The organism is Mycolicibacterium sp. XJ879 (genome assembly GCF_053483935.1).
This window is the reverse complement of the sequence record NZ_JBEFTH010000017.1, coordinates 1-13,391: the sequence shown is the minus strand read 5'-3', so window position 1 is coordinate 13,391 and position 13,391 is coordinate 1. Positions and strand designations below refer to the sequence as shown.

Sequence of the window (13,391 nt, the reverse complement as noted above, 5' to 3'; positions counted from 1 at the left end):
TCAGCCTTTCTCAGGTGTCGGCAGCTCGGCGGCCGAGCCGCCGAGCCCGTCAGGATAAAACTGGGTGGCCCACTTACGGATCGCGGTGAACCCCTCGTATTCGGAGCCGGCGAGCGCCGGCGGATCGGAATACCGTTGGTGCGACCAAATGTGGATGTCCTGGGTGAACTGCCGGATGACTTCCTCACCGAACTGGCGCGCCTTGGCCTCTGCGCGCGCCGGGTCCCGCACTGCCCCACCCTTCGGACGGCCGATGTAGACCATGAACCGCACGTCGGCGGTGCGATCGTCGACGGGGGTGACCGCCGAGATGGTCCGGTTGTCCACCATGCCCCAGCTCTTGGTGACCGCGATGCCCAAACCGCCGTTGATCGCCTCGACGCCGCTCTTGACGTCGTCGATCGACTGGTTCTCGTCACCCTCGAAGGTGATGGTGAAGTCGACGAACGACACCGGCTGGTCGAAATCGTGGCGGGTGAACACCGGCACGATGGGCGTCTTGTGCACATACTTGAAATGCGCAAAGTCCACGCCGTTTTCGAGCACGTATTGCGGATGCAGTTCCAAGCCTTCGCGAAACAAGGTCATCTGCGGGTAGTAGTCGTCGGCGCTGCTGCCGTCGGCGAAGCTCGCGAACACGTCGGGAGCATCGAAAAACGGTGCACGGCCTTCGATGTCGTGCCACAGGTAGATCGACTCGTTGCGCTCGACGACCGGATAGGTGCGGATGCGCCTGCCGCGGTTCGGCCGGCTCTCATACGGGATGCAGACGTTGCGTCCCTCGGTATTCCACTGCCAACCGTGGAAGGGGCACTGGATGACGTCGCCCTCCACATGGCCCCCGTAGCCCAGGTGGGCGCCGAGGTGCTCGCAGTAGGCGTCCATCACGACGGCTTCACCGGACGCAGTGCGCCAGCCGATAATCTCGCGGTCGAAGTACTTCATCCGCCGCACCTCGCCGGGCTGGATCTCGGCCGACCACGCGACCTGAAACCATCCGGTCGGTTTCATCGACAACGGCGGCTTGGCCATCGGCGCCCTCTCTTCGACACGGCCGGATGCGCAAATGATAGAGCACTCAATGTTAAAACCGCCAGCAGTTGGCGCAGCCGCCGACGCCGGCGTGGACGCGTTGGTGGTCGAAGGCGTGGAGGGCGGCGGGTACAAGTCTGGCCAGCCTCGAGCTGCTGCCGGTGTCGGAGATCGTGCAGCGGACGTGGAAGGGGATCGACGCGGCATTGGTCGCGGCGCACACCCGCGCGGGCACCTGACGGCAACGCACCCGAAGCGCTAAGCGACTTCCTCCAGCTTGCGCACGGTGCGTGTGGCCTGGGGGCAAACCGCGCGTGCGGTGCGCGGGCCCCTGGCGCGCTGCCGGAAGGCGATCAGCGAGCCGGAGCGGACGACGCCAAGCGGTCCCGGCCCGGCGAACCGCGCGATAGCGCTCGACCGCACCACGAACGCCGCCCTGGCCTGGCGGTACCCCAGCCGAACACCGGCCGCCACGATGATCAGCAGACCCGCGACACCCGGCAGCGCCAACGCGGCCAGCGCCGTCAACGAGGCGGGCACTAGAACGGCGCTGACGACGTGATCCAGGAACGACTTGGCGGCGGGCGGGCCGGCGGTCTCGGGCGCCGACGGCACCGTCCCGGCAACCGAAAGCGGCTTGTTCAGACCGTTGCTGATGACGGTTCCCAGCGCGGCGCGCGGGGTCATGGCGCCGAACAGCGACGCACCGGCGGGCCCCACAGACGGCACCTGCGACACCTGCGGCCCGAACAGCGCGGGCTCCTCGGCGGGCACCAGCGTCGGACGCTGCGAAGCGACGCCCCCGATGAAGGTCGGCGGTTCCACCGGCGGCATGGTGACCATCAGCGAATACAGGTTCGACGGCACGTACACGATCGGCACGATGGCATCGGCGACCGTGGTGAGCATGTACTGCACCGAGGTGATGACGTCGGTGATCGGCGTCTTCGACGTCGGCAGTGCTGCCAGGGTGCGCGGCACCGTCTCCATCACCTGCACCACCGTGGTGAACGCGTTGGTGATCGGCTCGATGGCCTCGAGGAACTGTGCGCTGTAGTAGGGCGAGAACCTGTCCGGTGTGCTCTGCGGCGCTGCGGGTGTGCGGGTCAGCGCCGCCTGCACCGCGCCGCGCCAACCCGACGACGTCGACGACGACGCGGGCGTGGTCGGTGTGGGTTCGGTGGACGCGGCAGCCGGGGTGGTCGTCGCCGGGGTGGTCGTCGCCGGCGTGGTCGTCGCCGGCGTGGTCACGGCCAGCTCATCGGCGGGGGTGGTCGTCTCCTCGACAAGCTCCTCTTCGGTTCCCGCCAGATCCGGGAGGACGACGGCCGAGTTGTCGTCGGCGTCGTTCGCGATCCCGAGGTCATTGAAGAACGCGGTGATCCGCTGCCTGACCTGCCCGAACGGACGGCTGACAGCTGAGTCGTCGTCATCGCCGGCCTGCTGCACTGTCGTCGTACTCGTGGTGGTCGTCGGGCTGCTGTCCGTATCGTCGGACGCCCCGCCGGCCGACTCAGAACTCTGGCTGGCAGATGAGGTGCGTTGGCTGGACGTCGAGGAACTGCCCGACTCGGAGTCGGCCGTGGCAACCGCGCCGGCACTACCGATGAACAGGCCTAACGTGAGCGTGCACACGCCCGCTGAGATGCGCAAAACTGACGTAGGGATGATCGCCTCCGTCCAGCAAGCCCCCGCCCGCGAATAGTCGGTCGCCATTGTCGCATACAGAGGCCGACAACTGCACCAATCCACTACGAATGGCCGCGTACGGTCGGGCGCGCCAGTTCGACGCCAGCTTACGAATTCAGCAGGTGCGGACGCGGGGACCTGATGCAGAATTCGTCGCGATGAGCGCGAAACGAGTTCTCGTTCTGGGATCTGGATTCGCCGGCCTGTGGGCGGCGCTGGGTGCCGCGCGGCGACTCGAGGAGCTCGAGGTGCCCCGCGGCGACGTCGACGTCACCGTCGTCAGCGCCCAACCGTTTCACGACATCCGGGTCCGCAACTACGAGGCCGATCTGAGTGCCTGCCGGATCCCGCTGCCGCAGCTGCTCGAGCCCGCCGGCGTCGGCCATATCTCGGCCGAGGTGACCGGGATCAATGCGTCGGCGGCCACGGTCAGCACCGCCGACGGAGCGACGCTCGGCTACGACCGTCTCGTGCTGGCGGTGGGCAGCCAGGTGGTCAAACCGAATCTGCCCGGGCTGGCCGAGTTCGGCTACGACGTCGACACCTACGACGGCGCGACGAAGCTGCATGCGCACCTGCAGGGTCTGGCCCGGCGCGGATCAGGGCGGGCGACCGCCACGGCGGTGGTCGTCGGCGCCGGTCTCACCGGCATCGAAACCGCCAGCGAGTTGCCGTCGATGCTGGCCGATGCGCTCGGACCGGCCGCCGCGCCGCGGGTGGTCCTCGTTGACCGCAACCCGCGGGTCGGTTCCGACATGGGCGACTCGGCTCGCCCGGTCATCGAGAATGCGTTGGCGCACAACGGCGTCGAAGCCGTCACCGGCGTCGGCGTCAGCGCCGTCGACGAATCCGGTGTGACGTTGTCGTCGGGCGAGGTCATCCCGGCAGCCACCGTGGTGTGGTGCGCCGGGATGCGCGCGAACCCGTTGACCGCACAACTCGGGGTGCCGTGCGACAGGCTGGGCCGCCTACCCGTCGACGAATACCTGCGCGTGCACGATGTTGCCGGCGTCTTCGCCGCAGGCGATGTGGCGGCGGCCCGGATGGACGACGAACACGTTTCGGTGATGTCGTGCCAGCACAGCCGACCGATGGGCCGCTACGCCGGTCACAACGTGATCGGCGACCTGCTCGACGCACCCCAGCTGGCGCTGCGAATCCCGTGGTACGTCACGGTTCTCGATCTCGGCGCCGCCGGAGCGGTCTACACCGAAGGCTGGGACCGGCAGGTGGTCGCCACCGGTGCAGCGGCCAAGGCGACCAAGAACACGATCAACCGCGAGCGCATCTATCCCCCGCTCACCGGTGATCGGACCGCCCTACTGGAAGCGGCGGCCCCCCACGTGCAGGCCGCACCGGCATACGGGCACTAGGGTCTGCCGTTGCGTTCCCGGTGTTTGCAGCCCGGCCAGCAGCATGGCCGACGCATCCCCTCTTCCAACTCCTCCTGGGTGCGCCGGATGCGGCGTTCGCGAGTCGCCGCTTGCTTGGCGTCCTCGACCCAGCAGATGAACTCGTTGCGCGCCAGCGGGGTGATGTCCTTCCACGCGGTTAGCGCCGTGTCGTTGGCGACCAACGCCGTCCGCAGATCCGCGGGCAACTTGTGGACCACCCCGCCGGGTACTCGCTGACTACTCACGGCGGTCACGATAATCCAGCTTTGTCGGCGGCCGTGTGTCGCAGATCCAATTGCCCGGCGCGGTGCCTATTCTCGGCGGATGGTCGAGTCCACCGAGGACCCAGTGCTCATCCACACCGACGGCGGGTGCCGGCCCAACCCCGGTCCCGGCGGCTGGGGCGCGGTGCTGCGGCACCGCCAACACATCCGCGAGATGTACGGCGGTGAGCCCGGTCAGACCAGTAATAACCGGATGGAGCTGATGGCGCCGATTATGGCGTTGGAGGCGCTGACCCGACCGGTGGCGGTGCGCATCCACACCGACAGCACCTATGTGCGCAACGGCATCACGAAGTGGGTGCTGGGTTGGGAGCGCAACGGGTGGCTGACGGCGGCCAAGCAGCCGGTGAAGAACGTCGATTTGTGGCAGCGGCTGCAAGCGGCGTGCGCGCGGCATCGCGTCGAGTGGTTCTGGGTGAAGGGCCACGCCGGTGTCACCGACAACGAACTGGCCGACGCGCTGGCGACCCGCGGGCTTCAGGAAGCCTGCGCGCTGCAGCAGCCGCCGATTGGCGCTTTGTCGCGCTGAGGCTCTATTTTCTTCCAGGTGATGTCCTTCGCTCGCTGGACCGTTCCCTTCCTCACCTTTGCCGCGGTTGCCGGTATGGGTCTTGTGGCCGATCCGGTGCTGATCAACCCTGTCCCGCAGGTTCGCCTCGCCGCCGAGGCAAACCCGTTGGCCGGAATGCCGTTCTATGTCAATCCCCGGTCGAAGGCCAGGGCCGCTGCAGACGGCGTCGATCCGCCGAGCCCCGTGCTCAACGCGATCGCCGACACGCCCACGGCCTACTGGATGGACCATCTGTCCACCCCCGCGGTGGACGCGAAGTACATCGCCGACGCGCAAGCCGCCGGCACCATGCCGATCCTGGCGCTGTACGGAATCCCCAACCGCGACTGCGGCAGCTACGCCGCCGGCGGGTTCGGGTCGGCCGGCGCCTACCGGGGCTGGATCGACGGGGTCGCGGCCGCCATCGGGTCGGGCCCGGCGGCTGTCATCCTCGAGCCCGATGCACTGGCCATGGCTGACTGTCTGCCGGCAGAGCAGCGTCAGGAACGCTTCGACCTGATGCGCTACGCCGTCGACACGCTGACCCGCAATCCGGGCACCGCGGTGTACGTGGACGCCGGACATCCGCGCTGGGTGGGTGTGGAGGACATGGCCGCCCGGCTCAACGAGGTGGGTGTGGCCAAGGCGCGTGGCTTCAGCCTCAACACCGCGAACTTCTTCACCACCGAGGAGTCGATCGGGTACGGCAACGCGATCTCCGGGCTCACCAACGGCGCCCACTACGTCATCGACACCTCGCGCAACGGCGCCGGCCCCACCGACGAGGAGTTGTACTGGTGCAACCCGCAGGGGCGTGCGCTCGGTGCGCGGCCGACCACCCAGACCGCGAGCCCACAGGTCGACGCCTATCTGTGGATCAAACGCCCCGGTGAATCCGACGGCGCGTGCCGAAACGGCGCCCCGCCGGCGGGTCGTTTCGTGAACCAGTACGCCATCGACTTGGCCCGCAACGCCGGGTGGTAGGGCGCATCCGGTTGCTCGTGAAACTCGTCGACACCGAGCTCGGCGAGGACGCGGCGCCGTTCGGCTTGAACCTTTTCGGTACTCGGGAAGTCCGATACCGGCAGGGTCAGTAGGAGCGGCGCAGCCGCATCCCCAGTGGGCGACCGTCGGGGTCGAGGACGAACCGGTAGCCGGGCACGGTGAACCAGCGGCGCAGGGACCCGGGCGGTTCTTGCTCGCGATCGGGCGCGTGGGCGCGGAACCGGCCGGGCGGCCGCGACCCGTCACAGCCGCCGGTGTACCAGGCGTCGAGAGCAGCGGCTCGCCGACGCGCGATCGCCACGGCGGCATCGGGTTCGAGAAGGTCGGTGTCGGCGCCGGGCTCGATGTCGAGATGTTCGCGCATGAGGTCGAGCCGTAACTGACGGGCGAATCTGCGTGCACCGTCACCTAATTCGGCCGGATCGGTCGGCGGGCGCAGATCGCGGTCGTCGTCAAGGACAGCCGCAGTCAACTCCGAGTCGTGAGTCCAGGACCGGTTGTTCAAGTTACTGCTGCCCACGGCCGCCCACACGTCGTCGATGATGCACACCTTGGCGTGCACGTACACCGGCCGGCCCTGGCAATTTTCGATGTCGAAGATCTGCACGCGGTCGCCGCCGGCCGCGCGCACCATCGCGATGGCCTCGCTCTGACCGAACTTGGCGGCTCGCCGCGCCACCTTCTGGTCGATCCGGCGTGGGACGACCGCGATGAGCCGCAGCCCCGGTGCGCGCCGCAGCGCAGCGGCGAAGATGCGCGCGATGTCGACCGACCACAGGTACTGGTCCTCCAGATACACCAGCCGCTGAGCCCGGCTCAGCGCTTTCGCGTAGGCGCGGGCGACGCTGCGCTCCCCCAGCGGAGCGAATGGGTATGGGGGCCGGCGTCGAGGATAAGTCCGGAGAATCTGCACCGCGCAGTGTCCGGCAGCAGGCGGATACGGCGTCGGGGCGGGCAGTGGCGACGCCGTTCTGGGCAGGCCGCGGATCCGGTCGGGGACGACGTGCCAGGGCAGTCGCGCCAGTCGCGCCGGGTCCTCCCACCGTTCCCGAAAGGCATCCTCCAGGTCGCGTACCACCGGACCGCGTAGCTCGAGTTGGATGTCGTGGCGCGCAGGAGTTTCGCCGTACTCCTCGTCCGACGAAACCGATTGCGGGTCACCCTGGTGTTCGATGTCGTCGCGGCTGCCGCGGCTCAGATCGATCCCGCCGACGAATGCCACGTCATCGCGCGGGCACCCAGGGTGGCGGATGACCACGCACTTCTGGTGGTGGCTGCCCAAAGCACGGATTCGCTGGTCGAGCAGCACCTCGGCACCCGCACGGCCGACATCGGCGGCGAAGGTTCGATTCTGTTCGAAGTGGTAGCCGAAAAGGTTCATGTGCGAGCGCCACAGCAGACCACGCACCAGCGCACCGCGTCGCGCGGCGCCTCCGAGCGCCTCGGCGGCCGTCGGTCCATGGTCGCCGAGCAATTGTTCGCGGTCGGCGCGCCAGCCCGTGAAGAGCACCGGATCGCCTTCTGCCGTCGAGGCCAGGGCGTCGGTGAGGACGGAGAAGTAGGGCTGTCCGTGCACGAGCGGGCGGGCCGAGTTGTCGGCTGTCCATGCACGCACCTGTGCCGCGGGGTTACCGCGTTCGCTGCCGGTGAGGAACCAGTCGTCGACCGCGGGCTCGCGGGATTGGCCAAGCCCGAGAATCTTTCGGAGCTGCGGCAACATTTCTTGGCCGTTGGGCGCTGCGACGATGGTGGCGTCGAACACTGGTTGAGGCCGATTCATTGTCTGGCGCAATGCAATAGCTGCCACCCGGCCCGGATGACGTTGAACGAAGTCGGTGAAGAGCTTCGGGTCATGGCCTCCGTCGTCGCCCACCAGCACCCACCTCAGGTCGGGATGTTGCTCGGCCAGCCGGGCAAGCACGGCGCGTTTGCCCCCTTGACCGGCCGGCGCGAACTCGTGCTCGGACATGAGTGCGCTGCCCGCCGGGTAGCCATCGCGCTGCAAGAAACGTAAGACAGGGCGGGCGAACCTGCTTGGAACGGCAGTCAGGTAGAACACCGGGTTGCCGGGTGCGGCCTCGGCGAGGCTGCGCAGCAGATCCGGCATGCCCAGCAGCGACCGTCGGTCACCGGGCCTGCGGGCCAGTAACGCCTCAAACCGACGCAATAGCCGAAGCGGGTGCGCGATCCGGAGAACCCCGTCGACGTCGTAGACCACCCCGAGCGAGTCGCCGCGCGGTCCTGGCGCCGCGTTCGCAGGCGGGGGTATGTCGTCGTCGGGCATTGATCCACTGTTTCCCCACATAAGGTGGGCGTAACCGCAACCTGCGGCGTCTAAGTGGAGCTACGGGGATTCGAACGCCGCAACGGCATCCAGGCGATATGCCGGACAGCACCGACCACCGGTGAAACGATAAACGGCGTGGACGCCCGCCGGGGTGGTGGCAGTGGACCGACCGCGGATCTGATCTGCGGTTCCTGCGGCGCGCGTTCTGCATCCGCGGTCAAGTTCTGCAGCGAATGCGGTGCGCGACTCACCCAGGCCGCCCAGTCGCCCGAGTACAAACAGGTGACGGTGTTGTTCGCCGACGTGGTGCGCTCACTGGACATCGCAGCCAACCTCGAGATGGAACGGTTGCGCGAGGTCATCACCGAGCTGGTGGAGCGTTCGGCAGCGTTGGTGCGCCGCTATGGCGGCACCGTGGATTACAACGGCGACGGCGTGATGGCGATCTTCGGTGCCCCAACAGCCCTGGAAGACCACGCCTTTCGAGCATGCGCGGCCGCCTTGGCCATTCAGGACGAGGTGCAGCAATTGGCCTCCGAGGTAGCACGCCACGACGGCGTGGCGCTGCGGGTGCGGGTGGGGTTGAACTCGGGTCAGGTGATCGCCGGTGACATCGGTTCGGGGTCGCTGGGCTATGCGGCCACCGGACACCACGTCGGCTTTGCCCAGCGGATGGAATCGGTGGCACCCGCTGGCGGGGTGATGCTCTCGGAGTCGACGGCCCAACTGGTCGAGGACCGCGTCGTGCTGTCAGAACCGCAGTGGGTGCGGGTCAAGGGGTTCGACGACGCCGTGCCGGCGCGCCGGTTGCTCGCGATCGGGGCGCGACGGTGCCCGACCGTGCGCACCGAGGCGGCCCTAGTCGGTCGGCGCCCGGAAATGGCGACCGTCGACTCCGCAGTGCAGCGCGGGGTCGACGGCCACGGTGGTGTGGTGAATGTCGTGGGCCCGCCGGGCATCGGCAAGAGCCGTCTGGCCCGCGAGGCGGCAGCGGCCGCGGCCGGTCACGGCGCCGAGGTGTGCTGGACCTTTTGCGAATCGCATACCAGCGACATCGCCTTCCACGCGGTGACAGCGCTGCTGCGGGCCGGCATCGGCGTGACCGAACTCGACGACGGGGCCGCCCGCGTCCGGGTGCGCGCGCAACTTCCCGATGCCGACCCGCAGGATCTGCTGCTGCTCGACGACCTTCTGGGCATCGCCGAACCGGACAGCATGCCGACCGCAATCGACGCGGACACGCGCCGACGCCGGTTGACCGCGCTCATCAACGCTGCATCGTTGGCCCGCACCGAACCGGCGCTGTACATCATCGAAGACGCGCACTGGATCGACACCGTCAGCGAATCGCTGATCGCCGACTTCCTCGCGGTGATCCCGCGCACCTCCTCGACCGTGCTGATCACCTATCGCCCCGAGTACCGTGGCGCGCTGACGCAGATGCCTGGAGCCCAGCAAATACACCTCGGCCCGCTGGATGATTCCGACACCGCGACGCTGCTCGGTGAGCTGCTGGGCTCGCATTCGTCGGTCGCGCAGCTGTCCACGGCCATCGCTGAGCGAGCCGCGGGAAATCCATTCTTCGCCGAGGAGATGGTCCGGGAGTTGGCTCAGCGCGGGGTGCTGCACGGTGAGCGCGGCGCCTATGTGTGCGATGCACACACCGAGGACGTCGCTGTACCGGCGACGGTGCAGGCGGCCATCGAGGCGCGCATCGACCGGCTCAGCCGTCAAGCCAAACAAACGTTGACCGCCGGGTCGGTGATCGGCGCCCGCTTCGACACCGGGCTGCTGACGGCACTGGGCATCGACGCGGCGGTCGACGAGTTGATCGGCGTGGAACTGATCGACCAGTTGCAGTCGGACCGGCCGGCCGAGTACGCCTTCCGCCATCCCCTGATCCGCGCAGTGGCGTACGAATCCCAGTTGAAATCCCACCGCGCCGAACTGCATCGGCGGCTGGCCGCCGTCATCGAGGCCCGCAGCTCTGCCTCGACAGACGAAACGGCGGCATTGATCGCCGAACACCGCGAGGCCGCCGGTGATCTGCACGACGCGTACGGCTGGCACATGCGCGCGGGAGCGTGGTACACCAACCGCGACCTCGCCGCTGCCCGCAACAGTTGGGAGCGGGCCCGTTGTATCGCCGACCGGCTACCTTACGACGACCCCAAGCAGCTGTCGATGCGCATCGCTCCGCGTACGATGCTGTGCGCCACTGACTTTCAAGCTCGCGCTGTCGAGCAGAGCCGGGGCCGTTTCGCCGAGCTACAGCAGTTGTGCCACGCGGCCGGGGACATGGCCTCGCTGGCCATCGGCATGAGCGGACCGGCCACCGAACTCTGCTACACCGGAAGCACGCGTGAGGCGGCGCTGCTGTCGTCCGAGCAGATGGCCTTACTGGACTCGATCGGCGATCCGGGCCCGGTCATGGGGTTGGCGGCCATAGCCTTCGTCAATTGGCTCGGCGTCGGAGCCTTCGGCGAGATCCTGCGATTGTCACAGCGCATCGTCGACCTGGCGGCTGGCGAACAGAGCAAGGGCGCCGGATTCGGCGTGACATCACCGTTGGCACTCGCGCTGGGGTGGCGCGGCACCGCACGCTGGTGGCTGGGCCGCGGCGGATGGAACCAGGACCTCCACGACGCCGTCGCGATGGCCCGGCGCAGCAACGCCGAGACACTCTCCGGCGCCATCGCCTGGACCTACGGATTCGCGTTGCAGTACGGCGTACTTCGGGCCGATGACTCCGTGGTGCGCGCGAGTGAGGATGCGCTGCAGCGCGCCCAAAGCGCCAGCAATGACCGCGCGGTGGGCTTGGCCGCGTACACGCTGGCCGTCGGACTGCTGAACCGGGATGTCGCGGCCGACCGACGCCGCGGGCTGGAGCTGATGATGCAGACCCGCGAGCTGTGGCTACGCAAGCGGGCGCTCTTTCTCATCCCGGTCACCGACGTGTGGGCTGCGCGTGAAGCTTTCGGGCATGGCGACTGCGATGTCGCGGTTGAGCTGATGCGCTGCGCCGTCGACGAGCTGCGCAGGGCCGAGAATGTTTTCTATGGTGCTTGGGCCACCGGCGTTTTGGTGGAGACGCTGCTCGAGCGCGGCCGCGAGGACGATCTGGGCGAGGCCGAAGAGGCAATCGACCGGATGGCCGACTTCTGGTCCGACCCCGGGTCGGCCATCCGCGAGGTCATGCTCTTGAAGCTGCGTGCGCTAGTCGCCGGCGCGCGCGGCGACAGATCCTTGTATCACGATCTGGCGGGCCGCTACCGCGCCGCCGCGGAATCGCTTGGCTACGAAGGACACACCGCGTGGGCCGAGCAGATGGCCGTGGCGGCGAACCATTAGGAGGCAGCGTCGTCGCCGCCCGACGGGCCGCCGGTCGAGGCCGCCGCAGTCGAGGACGATTGGTCGTCCGCGGTAGTTGCCGTCGGCTGCTGGTCGGTCCCAAGCGATTCGCTCACGTCAGTTTCGTCCGACTCTGACTCTGACTCGGGGGTTTCCGTGGCCGGATCCTCAGGCGTCGACCCGGCTTGCGGGTCTTGGACACTGGGTTCCTCCGACGTCGCGTTGGTGGTCTCGATGTCCGGCGACGCTGTCGGCCCGTCCGTTTCGGTCGCGGTCTGCGTTCCCAGATCGGTTTGGGTCACCGGTTCCGTGGCAGCGCTTGACTCCGTGGCGGTTTCGCCCACCGTCGGCAAGGTTGCGGTGAGGGTCCAGGTGTCAGCGCTGTCGGCAGCCGCTTGCGTCGGCGTCGACTGGCGGGAGACGTCGACGTCGTCGGCCTGGGTGACTGAAGATGCGGTCGTGGCCGACGTGGAGGTAGGCGCCAGCGGCGGTAAGCCGAACAGAGCCAGGGCATTGTTGATGCATTCGCCGATCGCGTCGGCCAGACCTTGGGCGAGATCCCCGATGTCGAGCAACGGAATCAGCCGAGCCGGCGTGGGCTCCCACGGGGCGATGGTGCGGTCATAGCCCAACTCCACGAGAAACCGGAAGAACGGCTCCACCACGTCGATCAACGCCTCCGGCACCCCGAGATCGCGAAGCGGTTCGAACAGCGGCAGATTCTCGGTCTCGAACAGGTAGTAGCTGGTGGTACCGGAAGTGCCCTGGTAGGCCGGTGATGTGGTGGGGTCTGCAGGCAGGCTGACGTCGAACGGATTGGTGTGCAGGTACAAGAACCCCATGAGCGCGTTCAGCGTGGCGAAGATGTTGAGCGGATACAACGGGAAATCGGCTAAGCCGTCGTACTTGCGGGTGATGACGATGGTCGTGAACGGGGTGTCGGTCAGCTCGGGCCCGTCGAACGTCCAGTCGAGGATCGGGATGTAGAGGCCGGGGAACCGGGCGTGTAGGCCGCCGTTGGGCAGGTTGGAATCGCCGCCCAACACGAAGTCGATGTCAGGAGCCGTGGTCCCGTCCGGATATTTCGCGGCGAGCCTGCGCTTCACGATGTTCGCGATGGTCGCGCTTTGCGAGTAGCCGTAGATCACGAGGTTGTCGTTGCCGTGCGCGGCCATCGCCGCCTCCAGGTTTGCCACCCCGGCCGTGACCGACTGATTGGGGGTGAGGTCGAACAGCCCCGACAGTTTCCACCACGGTTCATCGGGCCAGCCCGGACCGCCGGGTCCCCATACGCGCCGATCCCCGATCGCCCACCCGATGAGACGGGCGACGCCAGTGGCCGGCCATAGCTCTCCCGGCGTGGTGACCGCGACGTAGTCGATGTCCTCGCCGGGGTAGGCCGGGACGATGAATTGGTTTTTGACGGCGTCGATGTAGGCCTCGTCGGGTGTCGGGACAGTGACGCCTCCCATGACCAACGCGGTCTTGTCGGCTGAAAGCTGCACGACGGGCGACACCGTCGAAACCGTCGCCAGCGCAACCGTGGCCGCCAACGTCGCCACGGCGACACCGACCGATACCGTCATACGTGTGATGTTGGGCCGAACATCGCGTGCGCGCCGCGCGGTCCCCGTGGCTCCGATGCCCAGCGTGCGTTCCATAGCCGACACATTCCTCGCGTGTAGCGCGACGACGCTCAGTAAGGCACCACTGCAATCTGGCCGGCCCCGACGCAGTACTACTTATATTCACTAGCTGCCGTCGTGGTTCCTATCCGGTGGGGCCGAATTTGTCGGATC

At 67.8% G+C, this 13,391-nt stretch carries 10 protein-coding genes; 5 read left to right on the top strand and 5 right to left on the bottom strand.

Features of this window, described 5'->3' with window-relative positions; translation table 11 throughout:
* Window positions 1–1,032: a Rieske 2Fe-2S domain-containing protein gene (locus ABQF13_RS23730; RefSeq protein ID WP_448395251.1), complete on the bottom strand. Its 1,032-nt coding sequence runs from the start codon at window positions 1,030–1,032 to the stop codon at window positions 1–3.
* 68 nt (window positions 1,033–1,100) lie between these two features.
* Here ABQF13_RS23730 and ABQF13_RS23725 point away from each other — a divergent pair, with 68 nt between their 5' ends.
* On the top strand, window positions 1,101–1,271 hold the full coding sequence (locus ABQF13_RS23725) for a hypothetical protein (protein WP_448395250.1): 171 nt from the start codon (window positions 1,101–1,103) through the stop codon (window positions 1,269–1,271).
* Window positions 1,272–1,290: 19 nt separating this feature from the next.
* On the opposite strand, the gene ABQF13_RS23720 is transcribed toward ABQF13_RS23725, so the two are convergent.
* The gene (locus ABQF13_RS23720) at window positions 1,291–2,667 is read right to left on the bottom strand and encodes a hypothetical protein (RefSeq protein WP_448395249.1); all 1,377 of its coding nucleotides are present in this window, start codon (window positions 2,665–2,667) and stop codon (window positions 1,291–1,293) included.
* 212 nt (window positions 2,668–2,879) lie between these two features.
* On the opposite strand from ABQF13_RS23720, the gene ABQF13_RS23715 reads away from it, so the two are divergent.
* Window positions 2,880–4,094: an NAD(P)/FAD-dependent oxidoreductase gene (locus tag ABQF13_RS23715; protein ID WP_448395248.1), complete on the top strand. Its 1,215-nt coding sequence runs from the start codon at window positions 2,880–2,882 to the stop codon at window positions 4,092–4,094.
* Here the strand turns inward: ABQF13_RS23715 and ABQF13_RS23710 are convergent.
* Window positions 4,091–4,360: a YdeI/OmpD-associated family protein gene (locus ABQF13_RS23710; RefSeq protein ID WP_448395247.1), complete on the bottom strand. Its 270-nt coding sequence runs from the start codon at window positions 4,358–4,360 to the stop codon at window positions 4,091–4,093. The two genes, ABQF13_RS23715 and ABQF13_RS23710, sit on opposite strands and share 4 nt — an antisense overlap.
* A 79-nt stretch (window positions 4,361–4,439) precedes the next feature.
* Between ABQF13_RS23710 and rnhA the strand changes: the two genes are divergently transcribed.
* Both rnhA and ABQF13_RS23700 read left to right on the top strand, forming a co-directional pair.
* A complete protein-coding gene (gene rnhA, locus ABQF13_RS23705) occupies window positions 4,440–4,928 on the top strand; it encodes a ribonuclease HI (protein ID WP_448395246.1) in 489 nt (162 codons plus the stop codon).
* A gap of 21 nt (window positions 4,929–4,949) precedes the next feature.
* Window positions 4,950–5,933: a glycoside hydrolase family 6 protein gene (locus ABQF13_RS23700; RefSeq protein ID WP_448395309.1), complete on the top strand. Its 984-nt coding sequence runs from the start codon at window positions 4,950–4,952 to the stop codon at window positions 5,931–5,933.
* Between the two features lie 106 nt (window positions 5,934–6,039).
* Here ABQF13_RS23700 and ABQF13_RS23695 read toward each other — a convergent pair whose 3' ends face one another.
* A complete protein-coding gene (locus ABQF13_RS23695) occupies window positions 6,040–8,238 on the bottom strand; it encodes a phosphatase domain-containing protein (protein ID WP_448395245.1) in 2,199 nt (732 codons plus the stop codon).
* Window positions 8,239–8,376: 138 nt separating this feature from the next.
* Here ABQF13_RS23695 and ABQF13_RS23690 point away from each other — a divergent pair, with 138 nt between their 5' ends.
* On the top strand, window positions 8,377–11,592 hold the full coding sequence (locus ABQF13_RS23690) for an ATP-binding protein (RefSeq protein WP_448395244.1): 3,216 nt from the start codon (window positions 8,377–8,379) through the stop codon (window positions 11,590–11,592).
* On the opposite strand, the gene ABQF13_RS23685 is transcribed toward ABQF13_RS23690, so the two are convergent.
* Complete coding sequence (locus ABQF13_RS23685) at window positions 11,589–13,178, bottom strand: PE-PPE domain-containing protein (protein WP_448395243.1); 1,590 nt, start codon at window positions 13,176–13,178, stop codon at window positions 11,589–11,591. The genes ABQF13_RS23690 and ABQF13_RS23685 overlap by 4 nt on opposite strands.
* Window positions 13,179–13,391: the final 213 nt, after the last annotated feature.